This window comes from Megalodesulfovibrio paquesii (assembly GCF_054653055.1).
In genome coordinates this window covers 208,427-230,345 of sequence record NZ_BAAIGQ010000004.1, presented here as the reverse complement: position 1 = coordinate 230,345, position 21,919 = coordinate 208,427, and the positions used below count along the sequence as shown (strand labels likewise).

Here is a 21,919-nt window from a genome sequence, read left to right as displayed (position 1 = left end):
TTGCGAACACGAGGGGGAGCCATTCCTGAAGAATGGTTCCCCCTTTCGTGCCTATTCTTCCTGTTTCCCTTCGCTCTTCTGCTGCTGGCGGGCCATGGCGGCCAGCCATTTGCGCAGCTGCTCCAGATCTTGCTGGTGGGTTTTTTCGGCGCTGTCCTGCAGCAGGGTCAGGCGGCGGAGTTCCTCGCGCAGGGCGGCGGTTTCAGCGTCGCGGCGGGTCAGTTCTTCGCGCAGTATCGCAATCTCCTGCTGCTGCGATTGCATGGCCAGGAGCGTGCCGGCGATGGTTTGCAGGGCCGCGCCCTGCTGACGCACGGCCAGGGCCAGTTCCCCCAGTTCGTGGGGATGCAGGGCTGTGGGCTGGATCACAGCCACATCCGCCGCATGGGGCTGCACGGGCGCAATGGCGGTGATGTTGCGGTTGGGTTGCGAACCTTGCGATTGCACGAGCGGATCACCCAGCTGCTGTTCCACAGCCCGCGCGTCCTTGTGCTCCTGCATGCCCTGGACAATGGCCTGGAACACAGGCAAAGCCTCGGGCAAAAAACGCCGCCGCTTGCCCTGGCCCGTGTGCGGCAACCAGGGCAGGAACCGCTTGCAATAATAGCGAGCCGTGGATTCCGGGAGCAGGAAGCGCCGGGCCAGTTCCGTGATGGGCACGGGCCCGTGGGCCTCCAACGGATCGTCGTCAACATACAAACCGGCCATGCGCGGAACCCCCAATGCGGCCATGCGCGGGATCAGGCGTTGCGATTCTGTTGCGATACGGCACAATGCGCCTGTTGCGATTGTAGCCGCAGCCAGGGTATTATGCAACCAGGCATAGGCATTAGATTTTATCTAGATTCTTGAGTCGGGGCGGCGCATTGACTTCCGTCTATCCCTGCCATAGATTTTCAGACGCTGAAGCGAGGTTCCGCCATTGCAGATGCCCCTGCCGGGGGCGCACCCCGCAGCGAAATGCCGCTGTAGCAAGAGAGGATCGCATGACTGCCGACACCGCTTTGACCACCGCCCTGGCGCTGCTGCGTCAGACGGCGACGCAGGTTCGGACACTGGAATCCCAGGCCCGCGCCGCCCTGGACAATGGCTATGATACCGCCGCCCACGCCGCGGCATTGGACGCCAAGTGCGCAGCGCTCATCGACCTGCCCCAGACTATCACCCCGTTGTTGCAGGATATTCCCAAACAGTATGCGGAAATGATCAACGATCAGGTCCGCAGTATGGCCATGCGTGCCAAGCAGGCGCGGTCGGTGCAGAGCGTCTTTTACAAAGCCAGCCTGCTGTACCCGGATGACTATCAGGATGGTCAGCCCAACGAGCTGGAATTGTTCATTGACCAGCTGGAGTAGTTGTAGTTTCGAGGTCCTGCTCGCCGCTTTGCACGTGCCAGAGGTGGGCGTAGGCGCCGTGGCGGGCCAGGAGCGCCGCATGATCCCCGCGCTCGACCACCACACCATCCACCAGGACCAGAATGTCGTCGCTGTGGCGAATGGTGGAGAGGCGGTGGGCCACGGCCAAGGTCATGCGGCCCTGGCGAAAACGTTGTAAATTCTGCTGGATGAGCGCCTCGGTGCGCGTGTCCACAGCCGAGGTGGCCTCGTCGAGGATGAGGATGGCCGGGTCGCGCAGCACGGCCCGGGCCAGGGAGATGCGCTGGCGCTGCCCGCCGGAGAGCTTCACCCCGCGTTCACCCACCATGGTCTCGTAGCCCTGGGGCAGTTTTTCGATGAACTCATCCGCCCCGGCCACGGCTGCGGCCTGGCGCACGGCGTCCATGTCAGCCTCTGGCGTTCCCAGGCGGATGTTCTCGGCCACGGTGCCGTGGAACAGATACGCCTCCTGGGAAACGTAGCCCAGGTGCCGCCGGATGCTGGCCAGAGTGTAGTCTGAGAGCGGCCGGCCATTGAGCAGCACGGCCCCGCCCGTGGGATCGTAATATCGCAACAACAACTTGATGCAGGTGGATTTGCCCGCGCCCGTGGGTCCGACCACGCCCAGTACCTGACCCTGACGCAGGGAGAACTGGACGCGATTCAGCACCTGCTCCCGGCCGGGGTAGGCAAAGCTGACTTCCCGGAATTCCAGCGTCTGGGGCGTTCCGGGCAGGGCCACGGCTCCAGGCGTGTCCACCACCCGCGGTTCCGTGGCCAGCAGCCCCCGGATTCGTTGGGCCGAGGCTTCGGTCCGCTGGATCTGGTTGATGAGCATCCCAAATACAAACAACGGCAGGATGAGTCGCATGGCCATGAGCACAAAGGTGGTGTAATCCCCGAGGGATGGCCCGTACCCTTCGGCCGTGAGCCAGCCGCCGCCGGCAATGAGCACGGCGTAGGACACGCCGGCCACGGCGTACAGCAGGGGGATGAACCGGGCACGCTCAAAGGCGGCCCGGATGGCGGCGTCGCGATAGGTGGCCGACTGCTCGGCGATGCGTGCGGCCTGGCTGGTTTCCGCGGTGTAAGCCTGGATGACGCCCATGCCCTGGATGTTGTTCTCCAGCAGGGAATTGATTTCCCCCACACTTTGTCGGGCCTTGCGATATTGCGGTTGCACGCGGGTGGCGAAGAAGCGGACCGCAAAGATGCCCAGGGGCAGTGGTCCGGCCAGGAGCAGGGCCAGCCGCCAATCCAGCCAGAAGAGGAATCCGAAGGTGCCGGCAAAGGTGATCACCGTGCGGACCATGCTGGTGGTGGCGTCGGAAAAGAAGGCTTCCAGGTTGTCCACATCGTTGGAAACCACGGCGAGGATATCCCCGGTCTGGCGGTCCTCGAAAAAGGAGAGGTCCTGGCGGGAGAGGGCGGCGTACAGATCCGTGCGCAGATCGTGGCGGATCTTCTGGGCCATGGAGTCCAGCAGATAGTCTGAAATGCTCTGGAAGCAGGCCAGGCAGCAGAAGGCGCCAAGCACGGCCAGCCCATAGTGCAAAAAGGCAGCTCCATCGAGCCCCGGGGGAGAGGCCCCGTCCGCCGGCCTGGTCATGGCATCCACCAGCCGGCCGATGAGGACCATGGGCACCAGATCGAAGAAGCGGGCCAGGGCGTTAAAACCCAGCCCCAGCCCAAAGCGGGCCTTGTACGGCCTGGCCCACAGGAAGAGTGGCCACACGGCGTGGCCGAAAAGGCGGGAAGGGGGAGTGGACATGGCGGGGGGCGCCTCTGAAAAGCCGCGCTGTCACGGCGTGGCTGCTGGCGGCGTGGAGTGGGTTCAGGGTTTGGCGGCAGGAGGGCCGGCCTCGGGCTCTGCATACAGCTGCATGCTGTTCCCGCCGCGTTGTTTGGCCTGATACATGGCCGCGTCCGCTTTGCGCAGCAGGGTGGTGGTATCGGTGCCGTGCTCGGGGAAGGTGCTGACCCCGATGCTGGCGCCGATGACGCACTCCACCGGACCACTGGGGGACTGCGGATTGTAAGGCCGCGAGAGCGCCTCAATGATGCTCTGGCAGGCGTGGGTCACGTCATTGCTGGAGATGCCCATGAGCAGCACGCCGAACTCGTCGCCTCCAAGACGGGCCGCGAAGTCGGACTTGCGGACGCGATCATCCAGACGCTGGGCTGCCTCGGCAAGCACATGGTCGCCAACGTGGTGGCCATGCGTGTCGTTGACCTGCTTGAAGCCGTCCAGGTCGATGTACAACACGGCCATGGGCTGTTTGGTGCGACGGCTTTGCGCCAGCTGCTGCTCAAAACGCTCCATGAACTGGTAGCGGTTGGGAATGCCGGTAAGCTCATCCCTGGTGGCTTTCTGGTGCAGAATGAGCTCGCAGGCTTTTCGTTCGGTAATATCCTCGGCCAGGCCTTCCAGGTGGCGCACGGTGCGGGTGTCATCCATCAAGGCGCGTGCGGAGAGGCTCACCCAGATGGTGTGCCCGTCGCGGTGCCGGGCCTGGGTTTCGTAGTTGGCCACATGGCCCTGGGTGTTCAGGAGTTCCAGGAGCGCGGCGCGGGTCTCGGGGCGCTGGCAGAGCAGCTCCAGGGCGCTGGAGACCTCCTGGGCCATCAGGGCCGGGGAGGGGTAGCCGAACATCAGGGCCATGGCCGGATTGATGCGGCGGAAGCCGCCGTCCAGCTCGGCCTGGAAGATGCCTTCCACGGCGTTTTCGAAAATGGTCCGGTAGGTGGCTTCGGCGGAGCGCAGGGCTTCTTCCATTTCGTGCCGGCGGGTCACGTCTTCGATGGTGGCGAAGCCGTAGGTGGTGCGGCCGCCGCGGGCGGCGACCAGACTCAGGGCGCACTGGGTCCAGAGCCGGCGGCCGGTGCTGTCCACAAAACGGATGTCCAGGCGCTTGGTGGGGCCGGGGTTGCGGAAGAGGTCCTTGATGGCCTCGCCAAGGGCCTGGGCGTCGCCAGGATGAGCATGGCGGATGAGCAGGGTGCCGGGCAGCTCGTGGGAGGAGCGTTTGAGCATGGCGGCGAGGCAGGGGTTGGCGTCCAGGCAGAAGCCGGAGACATCGAAGAGGGCAATCCCCATGCCCGCCTCGGTGAACACGGCGCGAAAACGGGCTTCGCTATCACGCAGGGCGTCTTCAGCGCTGCGTTTTTCAGTCATATCCATGCCCGTGGCCACAATGTGCCCCACGGCCTCGCCCTCGCCAAGGTGCATGGCGGTGATGGACCAGCTGACATGACGCCGCGCGCCGGTGCGGGTGCGCAGGGGGAGTTCCTCGCGCAGCACGTCGCCATGGCTGGCCAGACGTTTGAGGCTGGCGGAAAAGGAGACACCGGCGTCCTGGATGGCCAGCAGTTCCTGGAAGGGATGGTCTTTCAGGTCCTGGGACTGATACCCCGTGACAAGTTCAAAGGCATGGTTGCAATGCAGCAGCCGGCCGTTGACGTCCATCACGGCAATGAGCGCGCCGGCGGTGTCAAAGATGGTCTGGATAAAGTCGCGTTCGCGTTGCAGGGCTTTTTGCGTTTTCCGGCGTTCCTGCACTTCCAGGAACAGGGCCGTGGTGCGGGCCTCCACCTCCTGCTGCAGCTGGGATCGACGGTCCAGCAGATGGCGCTCGGAGTCGGTCAGCCGGGCAACATTGGATTCCAGCGCCCGGTTCAGGGACTTGATGTAGGCATAGACTTCGTAACTTTCAATGGCTGCGGCGCTGGTCAGCAAGACAATGGAAGCCAGGGAATGATTGATGTCCTGCAAGCCGGAAAGCGCCTGATCCAGCAGGCCGATGAACATGCCCCGTATGCGTGAGGCCGTGGCCAGGGGGTGTAAAAAAAGCCGGCCGGGGAGCCTGCGGGCCGTCAGCAGGCGCGGCTTGCGCGAGGAAAGCGCCCAGGCAAAGGCGCTTTCGTTAATTAAATCTTCAGTTTCCGCATCAAGAGCCTCACGCAGTTCCGGTGGGGTGCACAGGCTCAGCTCAAAGGAGGCATCTTCTTCGTTCACCAGGTACATGGCCATGGCCTGGAAGGGCAGCAGTTCCTCCAGCTTGGCCATGGTCTGCTGCAGGATGTGCTGCACCCCGGATTCCTCGTCCGTATCCGGGCGGAACACGCCCAGGAGCACGGCGCTTTCCAGGGCATCCAGCGACGCGATTTTTTCCAGGGTCAGCCGCTCCACCTGGGCCCGGAGCTGCTCCACCTGCTGTTGGAGTTGCTCCACCTGTTGGGTTGCAGACAACGCGTCAACCACTGCGACCGCCGCGCCGTCGCCCGGGGCGGCGGTCGGAGCGGATGTGCCGCTGCTGGGCGTGGTGTTTCTTGGCGTTGAACTCATGCAACATGCTGCGCCTGGATGCGCCGTGGTCGAGGTGCATTTCACACAAGATGTCTGGCTCAAGCATATCGGAAATTTGCAGTATTGCAAACAGGTCCCCGCCGCGGGACACCTGGGCTGCGCCGGGAGGCCGAACTTGCCAAGCCGCAGACATTCTCCTAGAAATCAGCAATGCCATCCAACCCTCTTCTCGACCCCGCCAGCGTGCTGCCAGCCTTGCAGGAAATTGGCCGCACGGCTGGTCAGCTTGTCGCTTCACACTACGGCAAACCCCTGGCGCAATGGACAAAGCCGGACAACTCGCCCGTTACCGAGGCGGACACAGCCTCCCATGCCTGCATTGCTGCCTTTCTGGCCAGGGAGTTCCCCGGCGTGCCCGTGCTCTCCGAGGAAGGGGAGGACATTCCCTACGCACAACGGTGCGATTGGACGCAATTTTTTCTGGTGGACCCTCTGGACGGGACCAAAGGCTTTTTGCGCCGCAACGGTGATTTTTGCGTGGCCATCGCCCTGGTGCAGCACGGGCGCAGCACCGCCGGCTGCATCCACATCCCCACGGAGGATGTGCTCTATGCCGGTGGCCCGGGCCTGGGCAGCCGGATGCAGGTCCCTGGCCGAGCCCTCGAAATTATTCGCACCCGCAAGCCCGCCCCGGGCGAAGGGCTGACCGTGCTCTGCAGCCAGAGCCGGGAAACGCCCAAGCTGGATGCGTTTTTGCTGAACAAGCCCGTGGCCCGGCGGTTTTGCCGTGGCGGGGCGGTGAAGTTCTGCCTGCTGGCCAAGGGCGAGGCGCACCTCTTCCCCTGCCTGTACCCCACCTACGAATGGGATGCCGCCGCCGGCCAGGCCATCGTGGAAGGCGCGGGCGGCACAGTACAGGACCTTCAGGGCCGGCCCATCCGCTACAACAAGGAAAATCTCATCAATCTGCCATTTGTGGCCGAAGCCTGAGCAGGGAGGCGCACGGTGGAACATCCTCCTGTTCCCACGTAGCCGCCCCTTGCGCAAGCCCCCTGCCTCCCGTACAACGCGGCAACCCACTTCGCTTCCGGAGGCATTGTTCCATGCGCAAGACTGTGTATTTCATCGAAGGCGACGGCATCGGGCCCGAGGTCTTCCGCGTTGCCCGGCAGGTCATTGACGCCGCCGTGGCCAAGACCTATTCCGACGGCCGCGGCCTGGACTGGTCCGAGCTGCTCGCCGGTGAAAAAGCCAACGCCGAAACCGGCTCCTATCTGCCCGAGGCCACCCTGGCGGCCCTGAAGACCGCTGAGCTGGCCATGAAGGGCCCCCTGGCCACGCCCGTCAGCGGCGGCATCCGCTCCCTGAACGTGGCCCTGCGCCAGACCCTGGATCTCTACGCCTGCATCCGCCCCATCAAGTATTTCACGGGCATCGAGTCCCCGGTCAAACGGCCGGATCTGGTGGACATGACCGTCTTCCGCGAAAACACCGAAGACGTGTACGCCGGCATCGAGTACCAGGCCAACACCCCGGAAGCCAAGAAACTCCTGGCCTTTCTGCGGGATGAGATGGGCGCCAGGGTGGATCTGGCCGCCGGCGTGGGCGTGAAGCCCATGACCGAGAAAGGCTCCAAGCGGCTGGTCAAAAAGGCCATCGAATTCGCCGTGGCCCAGGGCAAGCCCTCCGTGACCCTGGTGCACAAGGGCAACATCATGAAGTTCACCGAAGGCGCCTTCCGTCTGTGGGGCTATGAACTGGCCGCCGAGGAATTCGCCGACGCCACCTGCACGGAAAAAGATCCCGTGGCCGGCAAGGTGGTCATCAAGGACCGCATCGCCGACGCCATGTTCCAGGAAGCCCTGATCCGCCCCGAGCAGTACAGCGTCCTGGCCACGCCCAACCTGAATGGCGACTACATCTCCGACGCCCTGGCCGCCCAGGTCGGCGGGCTGGGCATGGCTCCCGGCGTGAACATGAGCGACAGCCTGGCCTTCTACGAAGCCACCCACGGCACCGCCCCGACCATCGCCGGCCAGGACAAGGCCAACCCCTGCAGCCTAGTGCTGTGCGGGGCCATGCTCCTGGAGCACGTCGGCTGGCACGAGGCCGCCCAGGCCATCCACGCCGCGGTAAATACGGTCATCGGCAACAAGACCGTCACCGTGGATCTGGCCAGCCAGATGCAGGGCGCAACCACCGTGGGCTGCACGGCCTTTGGCGATCTGCTGCTCGCGGCCATGTAACACATTGGCATGCTTGACGGGGAGGGCTGCGAAATTGTGGCCCTCCCCGCAGGGCTGTTCCCATGTCCACGCCGCCGCCCAGCCTGTTCCCCCGCGGTTTGGCCCAGCCCGAGGGCGGGTTCCGCTTTGCCATGGATTCCCTGCTCCTGGCCGCCTGGGCAGGGCATGGTTTGCGGCGAGGCGACCGGATTCTGGATCTGGGCTGCGGATCCGGTGTCATCGGCCTGGGAATGCTGTTGCAGGACGAATCGGCCACCCTCATCGGCCTGGATGCCGATCCTGCCATGCTCGCCTGCGCCAGGGAGAATACCCGGCGGCTGGGGCTGGAATCGCGGGGGCAATTTGTGGAGGCCGACGTGCGGGACGGGCGGGAGTGCCTTGCTGCCGGCAGCGTCAATCTGGTGGTCTGCAATCCGCCCTGGCGTGCGCCGGGTACGGGCCGGCCGGCGGCTTCAGCCCGGCAGGCAGCCAGATTTTATGTGGATGGGGTCGAATTGCTTGATTTTCTGCGTCTGGCCGGCCATGCCCTGGTGTCCAGGGGGCGCTGCTGTCTGGTGCACCGGGCCGATGCCCTGGCCGAACTGATGACGGCCTGCGTGGCCGCCGGCCTGGAGCCCAAGCGCCTGCGCTGCCTCCACCCGCGGGCTGGCCGGCCGGCGCGATTGATCCTGTTGGAGGCCCGCAAGGGCTCGGGGCGGGAGTTACTCGTCGAGCCGCCGCTGGTGCTGTACGCCGACGCGGCCGACGCGCCGGTCTGCGAATCAGCTGACGGTTGTGCGCCGCTTTCCGCTAGCGGCCGTGCGCCGCTATCCGAAGACGTCTTGGCGCTCTGCCCCTGGCTGGCCTGCAATGCGGGGAATGCGTTGTCATGATTAAAAAAATCATCCTCCACAACTTCATGGCCCACAGCCACAGCGAAATCACCCTGGCCGCGGGCGTGACCGTGCTTACCGGGCCGAACAACACCGGCAAGTCCGCCGTGGTGGAGGCTCTGCGCTGCCTGAGCGAGAATCCCGCCCTGGGCCGGGCCTTTATCCGCCACGGCGCCAGGCAGGCCACTGTGGCTGTGGAGCTGGAGGATGGCACGGTCCTGCGCTGGCATCGCAAAAAGACCACATCCTGGTACGAAATAGACCGCCCCGGCCGCCAGGAGGGAGAAGAGCCGGAGACATTCTACAAGACCGGCCAGGGCAAGGCCCCGCCCCAGGTGCTGGAGCTGTTGCAGATCCAACCCGTGGCCATTGATGATAAAAACACGGTGGACGTACACCTGGGCGACCAGCGCTCGCCAATCTTTCTTATTGACCGGCCCCCCGGGCAGATCGCTCATTTCTTTGCCGCTTCCAGCGAGGGCGCGCACCTGCTGGCCATGCAGGATTTGCTCAAGGCCAAGGTCCGGGACACCAAAAAGGAGCGCCAGACCCTGCAGCAGCAGCAGGAGGTTGAGCGCGGCCTGCTGGACCGCCTGGCCCCGCTGCCGGACATCGCCCTGACCCTGGAGGCCGCCGAGGCTGAAGAATCCGCCCTGGCCGCCCAGGCCGCGGCCCTGCCGCAGCTGGCGCGTCGGGTGCAGGTGTTGAACGGACTGCGCGTCCGCCGCGCCCGGTTGCAGGCCCGTGGCGCAGCCCTGCAGGCCCTGGCCGCCCCGCCGGCGCTGGAGCCAGTGGACCGCCTGGCCCGGACCCTGACCCGACGAGTGACCCTGGAACAGGCCCAGGCGCTGACCTCCAGGCGTCGCGAGTCTCTAACGCCCCTGCTTGCGCCGCCGGCTCTGGAGCCGGTGCGACAACTGGTCCGGCTGACGGAGATGCGCCGTTCCCTGGAGCGTCGCCGGCGTGTGCAGGCCAGTCGGGCCAACGTCCTGCAGCCCCTGGCCGGGCCGCCGGCATTGCAGGAGGTGCTGCGGCTGCGGCAGCTTGCGCAACAATTGCGGGGCATCGGGAGGGCGCTGCGCGCCTTCACGGCCCGACGCGAAGCCGTGGCGGCGCTGCTGCCGCCTCCCGTGCTGGAAGACACCCTCCATCCCGCCGCCCTGTGCCGGCAGCTCCAGGCCCTCGGCCGGCAACGGGCCGTCGCAGCCCGGCGTGCCGCAGCCCTGGGCGAGGTGCAGATGGCGCCGGTGCTTGCCCCCGTCTTGCCTCTGGCGCAGTTGCTGGCAACGCAGGTCCGCCTGCGTCTCCAACGCGAGCAGCTGCAGGCGCGCGTGCAGGCCGCGGAGACAGCGTTACTGGCGTGTCGCGAAACCATCGCCACCCGGCTGGAGACCCTGGGCCATTGCCCCACCTGCGGCCAGACCCTGGGCCGCGAGACCGTGCGCGAATTTCTGGAGGGCAGCCATGGGCATTGAGCATCCTTCTGAATATCCTGAGATTCCAACCATCGCCTGTTCGGGGATCCTCTTTTTTACGGACATCCATCTGGCCGGGACCCCGCCAGGACAGCGCCTGCCGGGCTACACCGAGCAGACCCTGGCCAAGCTGGCGTTCTGCCTGGAGCAGGCCGTGGCCCGCGATCTGCTGCCGGTCATCTGCGGGGATCTCTTCCACTGGCCGCGGGAGAATCCGAACACGCTGCTGATCCGCTGCATCGAATTGTTCAAGCCCCTGGCCGAAACACCGCTCAAATGCTGGGTGTTGGTGGGAAACCACGACAAATGGCAGGCGAATTACACGGATGACGTCTCCATGGCCGTGCTGGAGAGCGCCGGGGTGATCCACGTCATGAAGACCGCCGGACCGCAATGCCGCCTCGCCGCCGGCGGGCAGCTGGCCCTGCTGGGCGCCTCGCCAGACATGTCGCCCCTGCCCAAGGCCGTGGAGCGTCATGGCGAAGACACGGTCCTGTGGGTCTCGCACCACGGGCTGGGTTTTCCGGATTACGCCGACCAGCGCCAGCCCCTGCGCGAGCTGCCGGGCGTGGACTGGCTGATCAACGGCCACCTTCATCAGCCCCAGCCGCCCCAGCGGCGCGGCATGACCACCTGGGTCAACATCGGCAGTCTGACCCGCATGAGCTTCGCCCCCCGCGTCAAGGAACGCCGGCCTGCGGCGGCCATCTGGCGCCCGGGCGCGACGGCACTGGAGCGCCTGGAGGTGCCTTTCCTGCCCTTTGAGGAAGTCTTCCCGGACCAGCCCTTCCCGGAGATGCAGGTCAAGGAGGGCGGCGAGTCCCTGTTCCTAAAGGGCCTGGAGCGCCTGACCTGGCGGCGGACCCATGAGGGCGCGGGCCTGAGGCAGTTTCTGGAAGACAATCTCGACCCGGCCCTGCCGGAATCCACTATTATTCTTAAGTTGTACGAGGAGATCAGCCATGGCGGCACCGAGAACGCCTGATCGTGACGCGGCCCTGGAGCAGGAGCTGGCCCAGCTGCGCAGCGGCTTTGAACGGCTCAAGGAAGAAAAAGTCCGCGCCGAAGAGCAGCTGGCCAGCCTGGAGGCCCAGCTGACCCAACTGGAAGAGGAAGCCCTGCGGGAATATGGCGTCAGTGATCCGGAATCGTTGCAGAAGTTGCTTGACGAACGCCGGGCCGAGAACGAGCGCCGCGTGGCTGCCTACCGCGAGCACATCAGCGGCGTGCAGGCCCGGCTGCGCGAGGTGGAGCAGGCCGCGGGAGCCGGGGAATGACCTCCGCCGGCGGAAGCGACGCCGAATTGACGGCCCTCTCCCGCCAGCTGCGCGAACTGGGCCGGCGTCTGGACCGCCTGGAAGCCCGCGCCGATCAGGCCCACGCCCGCCTTGGCCAACAGCGGCAGGCCCTTGCGGCCCAGGATGCCTTTCTGGACGCGGCCCCGCGAGCCCAGGAGCTTCTGGACGAATTGACGCGCCGGCTCTTTGACCAGATGTTTGGTGACGTGGAATCGACGCTCACCCAGGCCATCCGCGAGATCCTGGGGCAGGAACGCCAGGCCCGGACCCGCCGCAGCGTCAAGGACGGCCGTCTGGCCATTGAGTTCTACATCGAAAGTCCGGACGGCGACGAGGACATCCGCCGCGGCCAGGGCGGCTCGGTGTGCAACATCGTCTCCGCCGGCCTGCGGCTCATCGCCCTGTCCCAATTGGACCCGGCCAGACACCGGCCGTTCCTGGTGCTGGACGAGGGGGATTGCTGGCTCAAGCCGGATCTCGTCCCCCGCTTCATGGATCTGGTGGCCCGCACGGCCCGGGCCCTGGGCCTGCAGGTGCTGGTCATCAGCCATCACCCCATGGATCTTTTTGCCCTCAAGGCCGACCGCATCCTGGGACTGACCCCCTCGCGGCAGCACGGTGTGGAGGTGCAGACCATCCTGGAATTCGGCCGCAAGACCCAGCGAAAACAGCGGGAAGGAACCGATGCGGTCGGAAATGTGGCAGGCGAGGGGAATGAAGCGCCCGACGCGGCACGCGGATTGCCCAGCGCGGCACGCGGCTTGCATTTGATTTCTGCAATGACTTCACATGAGCCAGAGGGGTAAACCTTTCCCGCCTCCGGCCGATCAGCAAGGACGTACCCGTTTCCCGCCTCCGCCGCATGCCGCAGCTCGCAAGGAAGCAACTGCCCGGCGCGAGGCAGCCGTCAAGGAGGACCCGCATGGACGCCATCCGCAACGCCATTCAGCACCACTGCAACCCACTCCACGTCTACTGCCGCCTGCGCAACCTGGGAGTGAGCGCTGTCTTGGCCCATTGGCTGTGCCGGGTGTACGAGCGGGTGTTTTTCTAGGGGGCGAGGAGCGTCCCGGAATCACGGGGCCGGGTTGACTCAATCCGGGAAAACGTTTATTTTCTTTTCAACGGGTAAGTCCTGGATGACCGTGACGCCTGCCGGCATCATAAGTGTAGTGTAACTGCACCGGTCTCCAGGCGCCATCAATAAGGGCGTGTAGCCCTTTTTTTGTGTGGGGAGAGTTGTGCAGGTGTATATCGACGAAAGTGGCGATCTGGGCTGGAAGTTCGATGCGCCGTATAAAAAAGGAGGGTCAAGCAGGTTCTTTACCGTTTCTGCAATAGTTGTTTCTCATGACAATGCGAAGTATCTTGGCAGGCTCGCCAAGGATATGCACCGTCGCAAAGCCTGGGAAAAGGGAACTGAGCTCAAGGGGCACCATCTGGACATGGCAGATAGAGTCCATGTCGCGAACAAGCTGGCAGGGTTGGCTCGGCGAGGCCGGATCAAACTCTTTGCCACAACTATTGAAAAGCAATTTGTCAGGGCAAATATTCGGGATAATCAGGATGTTCTTTATAACATCACGGTAAAAGGAATGTTGCTGCAGCTGGCCATGCAGCATAAGCAGGTGGCGCTATTTCCGGACAACAGATCAATAAAGATGAAATATGCCAACGGTCTTGAACTATACTTCAAATCATGCCTTGCAGAGACTGATAGTGAAACGAAATTGACTTGCCGTTTTCTCGAAAGCGTATCGAACAAGAGCGTTCAGGTGGCTGACTATCTGGCGCATCTGGTGTGGCGACGCTATGAGCAACAGGATAGATCCGCCTTTGATATCCTGTATCCTCACATGACGCATCATTATCCGTATTCCGCTGGAAAGGCAGTGGCATCGAGGCAAAGTTGCCTGAATCCCCTCACTCTTCGACGCCGGTAACATCCCCCACCTCTTCCCCTCGTTCCCGCGCTTTCAAAATCCGCCGTACGATCTTGCCGCTTCGTGTCTTGGGCAGGCTCGCGGGGAATTCCATGGCGCCCAGCACGGCCACGGGGCCGAGTTCGCGTTTGAGGTGGTCCTTGAGTTCCTTGATCAGGGTGGCGGAGGGTTCGTAGCCCTCGCTGAGCATGACGAAGGCCTTGGCCACCTCGCCCCGGATGGCGTCCGGCACGCCCACCACGGCGGCCTCGGCCACGGCCTTGTGCGAGACCAGCCCGCTTTCCAGCTCGGCCGCGCCGATACGGTGCCCGGCAATAACCAGCACGTCGTCGGCCCGGCCCTGCATCCAGAGATAGCCATCCTCGTCCTTGCGGGCCACGTCGCCGGTCAGGTACGCGCCAGGGATGGTGGACCAGTATTCTTCCACGTAGCGGTCGGGATCATTGTATATCCCAGCCAGCATGGCCGGCCAGGGCGTCCTGATGACCAGGAGCCCGCCCTTGTCCGGCGGTACGGGGGCGCCGGCGGCGTCCACCACATCCACCTCAATGCCCGGCAAGGGCCGGGTGACGGAGCCGGGCTTGAGCAGGGACACGGGCAGGGGGCTGAGCATGATCATGCCCGTTTCCGTCTGCCACCAGGTGTCCAGCAGGGGGCATTGCTGGCGGCCGATGTGTTTGTGCAGCCAGACCCAGGCCTCGGGGTTGAGCGGTTCGCCCACGGAACCCAGCAGACGCAGGGTGGAGAGATCATGCCGGCGGGGCAGCTCCTTGCCAAAGCGCATGAGCATGCGGATCAGCGTGGGCACGGTGTAGAGGATGGTCACCCCGTAGCGGGCGATGGTGGACCAGAGGCGGTCGGCCTGGGGGTAGAGGGGGTGGCCCTCATAAAGCACCGTGGTGGCCCCGGCCATGAGCGGGCCGTAGATGCCGTAACTGTGGCCGGTAATCCAGCCCAGATCCGCGGTACACCAGTAAATATCGGTGGGGTTGATGTCGAAGACCCAGCGGAAGGTCCGTGAGACGCCCACCATGTACCCGCCGTGGGTGTGGACCACGCCCTTGGGCTTGCCCGTGGCGCCGGAGGTGTACAGGATGAAGAGCATGTCGTCCGAGTCCATGACCTCGCAGGGGCACTGGGGCCGCTCGGCGCGGACCAGTTCTTCGTACCAGTAATCGCGGCCGTCCTGCATTTCCACGTCCACGTGCACGCGGTGGCAGACGACGATGGTTTCCGGCGCGTGCCCACCCAGGAGCAGGGCATCGTCCAGGACCTGCTTGAGCTGCATGACCCGGCCGTTGCGGTAGAACCCGTCCACGGTCACCACGCAGACAGCCCTGGAATCGTCGATGCGGTCCTTGAGGGCCTTGGCCGAATAGCCGGCAAAGACCAGGGAATGCACCGCGCCAATCTTGGCCACGGCCAGCATGGCAATGACCGTCTCGGGCAGGGAAGGCATGTACAGGACCACGCGATCCCCCTTGCGCACGCCCAATGATTTGAGGGCGTTGGCAAAGCGGTTCACGTGGCGGAAGAGTTCGTAGTAGGTGAAGGTGCGGCAATCGCCGGGTTCGCCTTCCCAGATCAGGGCCAGGCGGTTCTTGGCTGCGGTCTGGATGTGGCGGTCCAGGGCGTTGTAGACGATGTTGCAGCGCGCGCCCGGGAACCAGCGGTAGAAGGGAGCGTCTGCATCATCAAGCACCTTGCTCCAGCGCTCGAACCAGTCCAGCTCTTCGGCGGCTTCTTCCCAGAAGCCCAGGATGTCTTCGGCAGCCTGCTCCCGGGCCTGGCGGAGGCGGGCAGGGGGGATCAGGGCTGTGGCCAGGGTTTCGGGCAGCGGTCGAAAGACCCGCTCTTCGTGCAACAGGGAATCAAGGGGGGCGAAGCCGGAGTTCTTAGGTAGGCCTACCATGCCGCTTCCTCTAGCGCGCTCGTGGGGGAAGGACCAGCCCAGGGCGGTCCGAAATCGGCGAACGGTGCAGATCTGTCGGCGAACGTCTCACAGGCCGAGCATTTCCTTGAGTTCGCCCACCCTGCGGCGGCTGATGGGGAGTTCGATGCGTGTTTTGCCGGTGGTGCGCAGCATGAAATTGGAGCCGGGCAGGGAAGCGATTTCCGTGACCATCTCCAGATTCACCAGATATTTGCGGTGGACTCGAAAAAAGCGCCGCCGCCGGAGCCGCTCCTCCAGGTGCTTGAGGCGGTACGAGGTCAGGAATTTCTGGGATGCAGTGTGGACGTAGGTATAGTCCTCCACAGCCTCCACAAAGATAATCTGGCTGTATGGCAGCAGAATGGTGCGACCTTCCAGGGAAATGGCCAGCTTTTCCAGCTCCACGGGCGGGCCGGCGGGCACGGTGCGCTGGTGGTCCCAGGCCTCGTGCAGGGCGGAAAGGAAGCGGTCCTGCTCGTCTTCCTCCAGGGGCAGCTGCAGGGTCTGCTCGCGTTCGTCCTGCAGGCTGGGGGCGTGGGAGGCGGCGGGGTAGGAATCGTCCTCACCCCGGCCGGGTTCCCAGTTGCCCCAATCCTCTTGCGGTGGCGGGACAAGGCGGCTGCGCGATTTATAGAGCGCCAGACGTTCGAAGGTTTTTTCCAGCCGGGCGGCCGGGCAGGGCCAGCGCAGGTAATCCGTGGCCCCGAGTTCCAGGGCCTGGAAGGCGCGGGATTCGTCCTCGGCCAGAAAGACCAGGGCCGGCCGGTGCGGCAGGCGGGCCAGATGCTGGACCAGCTCGAACCCGCCGCCGGGCGTTTCCAGATCCACGGCAAGAAAGCAGACATCGTGCCGGAGCGCCTCCAGCAGGGCCAGGGCTTCTTCACCACGCACGGCCTCGCCCAGCACGCGCACCAGTTCGGAACGGGTCAGCAACTCCCGCAGGGTATGGCGGATCTGAGGATCCGTGTGCAGCAACAGGGCGTTCAGACGGGTGCGCGACATGGCCCAAGGTATCTAGAAGAGGCGGGTCTCCGTCAAGGGGGGGGGAGGGGGGAGGGTGCCCGGCGGCTGCCGTTTGGCTGTGAGCGCTCCCTCTCCTTGCAGGCTGACCTTTTTTTCATCTGCCCATGGGCCTTTGCATTAGACTTCGCCGGGGCTTTCCAGTAAGAGAGGTCCAGCGCCGGACGCGCCAGGGGATGCCCGCAGCGGGGCTCCAACGCGCCGGTGCGATCTCAGCCCTGCGGCTGGTCCCCTGTGGCCGGTTCCGCCGGGCATCTGCATTGCCAGACGCGTCAGTATCCGACCGGATTCAAAGCCGGACTCAACGCCATACACTGTGTCAGATATACCGAATGACCGATCCAAAATTCATACGAAATTTCAGCATCATCGCGCACATCGACCACGGCAAGTCCACCCTGGCCGACAGGCTCATGGAAAAAACGGGCCTGATCACTGACCGCGACAAACGCGAGCAGTACCTGGACCGGCTGGAGCTGGAACGCGAACGCGGCATCACCATCAAGGCCCAAAGCGTACGTCTGCCGTACAAGGCTGCCGATGGGAACCGCTATATCCTCAATCTCATCGACACGCCCGGCCACGTGGACTTCAGCTACGAGGTCTCCCGGTCTCTGGCTGCCTGCGAGGGCGCACTGCTGGTGGTGGACGCCACCCAGGGTGTGGAAGCCCAGACCCTGGCCAACGTCTATCTGGCCCTGGACCACAATCTGGAGATCATCCCCGTCTTCAACAAGGTGGACCTCCCCAGTGCCGACGCCGACCGCGTCAAGCAGGAAGTGGAGGAGAGCATCGGGCTGGACTGCGCCGAGGCCATTGCCGTTTCGGCCAAGACCGGGCTCAACGTGGAAAAGGTGCTGGAGTCCATCGTCTCCAAGCTGCCGCCGCCCACGGGCGATCCGAACGCCCCGCTGCGCGCGCTCATTTTCGACTCCTGGCACGACAGCTACCAGGGCGTGGTGGTGCTTTTCCGCATCCTGGACGGCACCGTGCGGGTGGGCCAGAAAATCCGCATGCATTCCACCAAAAAGGACTTTGAAGTGACCCGCCTGGGTGTCTTTTCGCCCGATGCCCTGGCCGTGCAGGAGCTTTCCGTGGGCGAGGTGGGTTTTTTGACAGCCAACATCAAGAATCTGCACGACGCCAACGTGGGGGATACGATCACCGATCCCCTCAACCCCACGGATAATCCCTTCCCCGGCTTCAAAAAGATCAAGCCCATGGTCTTCTGCGGGCTGTACCCCACGGAGCCGGCGGAATACGAGTCCCTGAAATTCGCCCTGGAAAAGCTGCAGATCAACGACACGGCCTTCAGCTTTGAACCGGAGACCTCGCAGGCCCTGGGCTTCGGCTTCCGCGCCGGGTTTCTGGGCATGCTGCACATGGAAATCATCCAGGAACGGCTGGAACGCGAGTTCGAGGCCCAGCTCATCACCACCGCGCCCACCGTGGCTTACCGGGTGGAGACGACCAAGGGCAAGGTCATCGAAATCGACAATCCGGCCTCCCTGCCGCCGCCCGGAGAAATCGCCTCCTTTGCCGAACCCTACGTGCGCATGGAAATTCACGTGCCCAATGAGTTCGTGGGGGCCATCTTCGCCCTGTGCGAGGAGCGCCGCGGCATCCAGAAGGATGTCCGCTTCCTGACCTCCTCCCGAGTCATCATCACTTATGAGCTGCCGTTCGCGGAAATCGTCTTTGACTTCTTCGACAAGCTCAAGTCCTGCACCAAGGGCTACGCCTCCCTGGATTACGAGATCATCGACTACCGGCCCGCGGATCTGGTCAAGCTGGACATCATGATCAATGCAGACCCCGTGGACGCGCTCTCCACCATCGTCCACCGCGACAACGCCTACCGCATGGGCCGGGGCGTGGCCTCCAAACTCAAGAGCACCATCCCCCGGCAGCTCTTTGAAGTCATTATTCAGGCAGCCATCGGCATGAAGGTCATCGCGCGCGAGCGCATCGCGCCCATGCGCAAGAACGTCACCGCCAAGTGCTACGGCGGGGACATTACTCGTAAACGGAAACTGCTGGAAAAGCAGAAAGAAGGCAAAAAGCGCATGAAGCGCATGGGCAACGTGGAAATTCCGCAGGAAGCCTTCCTCGCCGCCCTGAAAGTGGGAGACGACTAACAGAATCGGAACCGAGGAGGGAACCTCTTGAAAGAGGTTCCCTCCTCCAGATAGTTACAATGGGTTCCCCAAAGTAAAAGTCTTTGGAAGGGGGGCCAGGGGGAGAACCTTTCTCCAGAAAGGTTTCCCCCTGGTTTCTCGGTTCCTTTCCGGCTTCTTCCCTCACACTTCACTTCGGCGCGGCGGCGTTCGGCATTCAACTAAGGACACGTGCATGACACCTCGCTGGCAAAAAATGCTCAAGGAATACGCGGAGGCGCTGATCATCGCCTTCGTTCTGGCCATGTTCATCCGCGCCTTTGTCGTTCAGGCGTTCACCATCCCGTCCGGCTCCATGCTCCAGACGTTGCAGATTGGCGACTATCTGCTCGTCTCCAAACTGGCCTATGGTATCAAGGTGCCCTTCACGCACAGCTACGCCGCCATGTGGAATACGCCGCAACACGGCGACATCATTGTCTTTGAAAATCCCAATGATCCGTCCAAGGATTTCATCAAGCGCGTCATCGGCGTGCCCGGGGACACCATCGAGATCAAGGACAAGAAGGTCTACCGTAACGGCCAGCCCCTTGAGGAATCCTACACCCAGTTCATGGACCCGAACGTGGTCCAGGGGCCGCGGGACCACAAGGACCCCATCGTCGTGCCTGACGACAACTATTTTGTGATGGGTGACAACCGGGACGACTCGCTGGATTCGCGGTTCTGGGGCTTTGTGCCCGAGGGCAACCTGCGGGGCAAGGCCTGGATGATTTACTGGTCCTGGGAGAGCATGGGCTCCATCCGCTGGAACCGCATCGGGAACGTCGTGCACTGACGCCGGCATGATCGCCGCTGCCGCCTGCGCCGCTCTCTACGGCATCGACGCCTTTGCCGTCTCCCTGGAGGTGGACTGCGCCCGCCAGGGCCTGCCGAGCTTCTCCATGGTCGGTCTGGCCGAGGGGGCGGTGCGGGAGTCCAAGGAGCGGGTGTTTGCGGCGCTCAGAAATGCCGGCTACCGGCTGCCGCCAGCGCGCATCACCGTGAACCTGGCTCCTGCCGACCGGCGCAAGGAAGGCAGCGGCTTTGATCTGCCCCTGGCCCTGGCCTTGCTGGCTGCGGCGGAAGTGCTGCCGCCCGAGGCGCTGGCCGGCTGGCATGCCTGCGGCGAACTGTCCCTGACCAGCGAATTGCGGGCCGTGCCCGGTGTGCTGCCCCTGGCCATCCGGGCCAGGGAGGAGGGGGCGCGGGGCTTTTTGTGCCCGGCCGCCAATGCGGCCGAGGCGGCCGTGGTGGAAGGACTGGCCGTGCATCCCGTGGCCAGCCTGGGCGAGGCCGTGGCCCACCTGAGCGGCGAACGGCCCATCGCGGCCGTGCAGACGGATCTCTCGACCCTGTGGCGCGAGCGCGAGGTGTTCCACATCGACTTCGCCGAGGTCAAAGGCCAGGAGCACGCCAAACGGGCCATCGAGATTGCCGCGGCCGGCGGGCATAATCTGCTCTTTGTGGGACCGCCCGGCTCGGGCAAGACCATGCTGGCCCAGCGCATCCCCTCGGTGCTGCCACCGCTGACCTTTGACGAAGCTCTGGAAGTGACCAAGATTTACTCCGTGGCCGGCCGGCTGGGCTCGGGGCAGGCCCTGGTGGTGTCCCGGCCGTTTCGCAGTCCGCACCACACCATCTCCGACGCCGGTCTGGTGGGCGGGGGGACGTATCCGCGGCCGGGTGAGGTCTCCCTTTCGCACCGCGGCGTGCTCTTCCTGGACGAGCTGCCGGAATTCAAGAAGAGTGCGCTGGAGGTCCTGCGTCAGCCGCTGGAGGATGGCGAGGTGACCATCTCCCGCGCCGCGGTGAGCCTTTCCTACCCTGCGGACATGATGCTCGTGGCGGCCATGAATCCCTGCCCCTGCGGCTACCTGACCGATGCCCGCCACCCCTGCACCTGCAATCCCGCGCAACGGCAGCGCTATCGTGGCCGGCTTTCCGGGCCCCTGCTGGACCGCATCGACCTGCACGTGGAGGTGCCGGCCGTGCCGCATGGCGACCTGCTCGAGCGCGCCTCGGGGGTGGACTCGGCCACCATGCGCCGGCGTATCTTCGCCGCCAGGGAACGCCAGGCCGCCCGTTATGCCGGCACGCCTTGCCGGACCAATGCGGATCTTTCCGGCAAATGGCTGGAACAGTTTTGTCCCCTGGAAGCTGCGCACCGGGCCTTCATGGAAAAGGCCGTGCAGCGGCTGGGGCTTTCGGCCCGGGCCTTCACGCGGGTGCTGCGCATTGCCCGGTCCATTGCCGACCTGGAAGACGCCGACGCCCTGCGCGTGGAGCATCTGGCTGAAGCCATCAACTATCGGACGCTCGACCGACATCAGGCTGTCTGAGGCTGGCCTGTCGTCCCCGACGTCACCGAACACCGGAGGTACCCGCCATGCGTGGTTCGTTGCTGGCGCTGAGGATGCTCGTGTTGCTGTGTGTGTGCTGGCCCTCTGTGGCCCTGGCCCAGCCGGCTCCGGCCGATCTGGACGCCGCCCTTTGTCAGGCCCAGGACCGCCTGGAAACCCTGCGCAAGGAGCTGGAGCCGTTCGGGAAAACCAAACGCACCCCGGCAGCGGACATGGCTGGCGCCACGGCCACGCTCCGGGCCATGGCCGAGGAGAATCTGCGCATCCGCGACGCCTTGTACGAAGTGGCGACCGTCTCCTGGCCTGACGAGGTCAAGCGGGCCTATGTGGACTATTTCCTCGCACCGGGCGACACGCCCGGCCTGGCCCAGCGCGTGGGGGCGGAGAATCTGGTCCTGCTGCGCGGCATGCTGGAATCACCCTTGTTCAAGGACGCAGGCTGGCCGACCAAGGGCCTGGCCGGGCCGGATGCGGAGTTTCACGCCTTCATCATTGTGGCCCAGGGGCGCGGGGCGGATCCGCAGTGGGTGGCCCAGACGCTGACCCCCCGCCTGAAAGCGCTGGCCGCGGCGGGCGAGGCGACCCCCCTGGCCGCGGCCTGGCTGGCCGCCGGCGCCCGGCCGGATCTGGCCCGGTTCGAGGCGGATTTTATCCAGGCCGGCGCACCGTGGGATCGATATGGCAAGCAGCTCAAGGGCTTGGCCGCCCTGCAGCAGCTCATGCCCGTCCTGGGCGCGGCGGCGCGGCTCCCGGCCCTGAGCCCGGCCCCGTGCGGTGCGGAAAAGCCGCCCAGCGCCAGCCAGCTGCAGGATAAGCAAGGGCAGAAAAAAATGGGTCAGGGCGCACAGCCCCGGCCCAAGACCGTCAAACAATAAGATGTGTCAAGCGCGCCGAGGCCAGATTTCGACGTCGCCAGATACCGCCGTCGCTA

The 21,919-nt window shown here is 64.6% G+C and carries 19 protein-coding genes; 14 read left to right on the top strand and 5 right to left on the bottom strand.

Going from position 1 to position 21,919, the window contains the following annotated elements; all coding sequences use genetic code 11:
* Positions 1-51: 51 nt before the first annotated feature.
* Positions 52-708, bottom strand: a complete 657-nt coding sequence (locus tag ACYQ00_RS03750; RefSeq protein ID WP_460030839.1) for a hypothetical protein — start codon at positions 706-708, stop codon at positions 52-54.
* A 278-nt stretch (positions 709-986) separates the two neighbouring features.
* On the opposite strand from ACYQ00_RS03750, the gene ACYQ00_RS03745 reads away from it, so the two are divergent.
* Complete coding sequence (locus ACYQ00_RS03745; RefSeq protein ID WP_460030838.1) at positions 987-1,355, top strand: hypothetical protein; 369 nt, start codon at positions 987-989, stop codon at positions 1,353-1,355.
* Here ACYQ00_RS03745 and ACYQ00_RS03740 read toward each other — a convergent pair.
* Both ACYQ00_RS03740 and ACYQ00_RS03735 read right to left on the bottom strand, forming a co-directional pair.
* A complete protein-coding gene (locus ACYQ00_RS03740; RefSeq protein ID WP_460030837.1) occupies positions 1,336-3,147 on the bottom strand; it encodes an ABC transporter ATP-binding protein in 1,812 nt (603 codons plus the stop codon). The two genes, ACYQ00_RS03745 and ACYQ00_RS03740, sit on opposite strands and share 20 nt — an antisense overlap.
* Positions 3,148-3,210: 63 nt before the next feature.
* Positions 3,211-5,721: a sensor domain-containing protein gene (locus ACYQ00_RS03735; RefSeq protein ID WP_460030836.1), complete on the bottom strand. Its 2,511-nt coding sequence runs from the start codon at positions 5,719-5,721 to the stop codon at positions 3,211-3,213.
* 171 nt (positions 5,722-5,892) lie between these two features.
* Between ACYQ00_RS03735 and ACYQ00_RS03730 the strand changes: the two genes are divergently transcribed.
* From ACYQ00_RS03730 to ACYQ00_RS03690, 9 genes are all read left to right on the top strand, one after another.
* Positions 5,893-6,672, top strand: a complete 780-nt coding sequence (locus ACYQ00_RS03730) for a 3'(2'),5'-bisphosphate nucleotidase CysQ family protein (RefSeq protein WP_460030835.1) — start codon at positions 5,893-5,895, stop codon at positions 6,670-6,672.
* Positions 6,673-6,785: 113 nt separating this feature from the next.
* Positions 6,786-7,928: an NADP-dependent isocitrate dehydrogenase gene (icd, locus tag ACYQ00_RS03725; protein WP_460030834.1), complete on the top strand. Its 1,143-nt coding sequence runs from the start codon at positions 6,786-6,788 to the stop codon at positions 7,926-7,928.
* A 62-nt stretch (positions 7,929-7,990) separates the two neighbouring features.
* Entirely contained in the window at positions 7,991-8,800 is an 810-nt protein-coding gene (locus ACYQ00_RS03720) for a tRNA1(Val) (adenine(37)-N6)-methyltransferase (protein ID WP_460030833.1), read from the top strand.
* Positions 8,797-10,275 carry an ATP-binding protein gene (locus tag ACYQ00_RS03715; RefSeq protein ID WP_460030832.1) on the top strand — a complete coding sequence of 493 codons (1,479 nt, stop codon included), beginning with the start codon at positions 8,797-8,799 and terminating at the stop codon, positions 10,273-10,275. The genes ACYQ00_RS03720 and ACYQ00_RS03715 overlap by 4 nt, the downstream gene beginning before the upstream one ends.
* Positions 10,265-11,260: a metallophosphoesterase family protein gene (locus ACYQ00_RS03710; protein WP_460030831.1), complete on the top strand. Its 996-nt coding sequence runs from the start codon at positions 10,265-10,267 to the stop codon at positions 11,258-11,260. Before ACYQ00_RS03715 ends, ACYQ00_RS03710 begins: the two co-directional genes overlap by 11 nt.
* Positions 11,238-11,552, top strand: a complete 315-nt coding sequence (locus ACYQ00_RS03705) for a hypothetical protein (protein ID WP_460030830.1) — start codon at positions 11,238-11,240, stop codon at positions 11,550-11,552. The genes ACYQ00_RS03710 and ACYQ00_RS03705 overlap by 23 nt, the downstream gene beginning before the upstream one ends.
* The gene (locus tag ACYQ00_RS03700; RefSeq protein ID WP_460030829.1) at positions 11,549-12,379 is read left to right on the top strand and encodes a P-loop NTPase family protein; all 831 of its coding nucleotides are present in this window, start codon (positions 11,549-11,551) and stop codon (positions 12,377-12,379) included. The genes ACYQ00_RS03705 and ACYQ00_RS03700 overlap by 4 nt, the downstream gene beginning before the upstream one ends.
* 116 nt (positions 12,380-12,495) lie before the next feature.
* Entirely contained in the window at positions 12,496-12,627 is a 132-nt protein-coding gene (locus ACYQ00_RS03695) for a hypothetical protein (RefSeq protein WP_460030828.1), read from the top strand.
* A 193-nt stretch (positions 12,628-12,820) separates the two neighbouring features.
* Positions 12,821-13,516: a DUF3800 domain-containing protein gene (locus tag ACYQ00_RS03690; RefSeq protein ID WP_460030827.1), complete on the top strand. Its 696-nt coding sequence runs from the start codon at positions 12,821-12,823 to the stop codon at positions 13,514-13,516.
* Here ACYQ00_RS03690 and acs read toward each other — a convergent pair.
* Both acs and ACYQ00_RS03680 read right to left on the bottom strand, forming a co-directional pair.
* Entirely contained in the window at positions 13,497-15,428 is a 1,932-nt protein-coding gene (gene acs / locus ACYQ00_RS03685; protein WP_460030826.1) for an acetate--CoA ligase, read from the bottom strand. The two genes, ACYQ00_RS03690 and acs, sit on opposite strands and share 20 nt — an antisense overlap.
* An 87-nt stretch (positions 15,429-15,515) precedes the next feature.
* The gene (locus ACYQ00_RS03680; protein WP_460030825.1) at positions 15,516-16,451 is read right to left on the bottom strand and encodes a LytR/AlgR family response regulator transcription factor; all 936 of its coding nucleotides are present in this window, start codon (positions 16,449-16,451) and stop codon (positions 15,516-15,518) included.
* Between the two features lie 350 nt (positions 16,452-16,801).
* Between ACYQ00_RS03680 and lepA the strand changes: the two genes are divergently transcribed.
* The 4 genes from lepA (at position 16,802) to ACYQ00_RS03660 (ending at position 21,863) form a co-directional block, all read left to right on the top strand.
* Positions 16,802-18,607, top strand: coding sequence for a translation elongation factor 4 (gene lepA / locus ACYQ00_RS03675; protein WP_460030824.1), 1,806 nt, complete (start codon positions 16,802-16,804; stop codon positions 18,605-18,607).
* Positions 18,608-18,821: 214 nt separating this feature from the next.
* Positions 18,822-19,424, top strand: coding sequence for a signal peptidase I (lepB, locus tag ACYQ00_RS03670; protein WP_460030823.1), 603 nt, complete (start codon positions 18,822-18,824; stop codon positions 19,422-19,424).
* 7 nt (positions 19,425-19,431) lie between these two features.
* Positions 19,432-20,967, top strand: a complete 1,536-nt coding sequence (locus tag ACYQ00_RS03665) for a YifB family Mg chelatase-like AAA ATPase (RefSeq protein ID WP_460030822.1) — start codon at positions 19,432-19,434, stop codon at positions 20,965-20,967.
* A 47-nt stretch (positions 20,968-21,014) separates the two neighbouring features.
* Positions 21,015-21,863: a hypothetical protein gene (locus ACYQ00_RS03660; protein WP_460030821.1), complete on the top strand. Its 849-nt coding sequence runs from the start codon at positions 21,015-21,017 to the stop codon at positions 21,861-21,863.
* Positions 21,864-21,919: the final 56 nt, after the last annotated feature.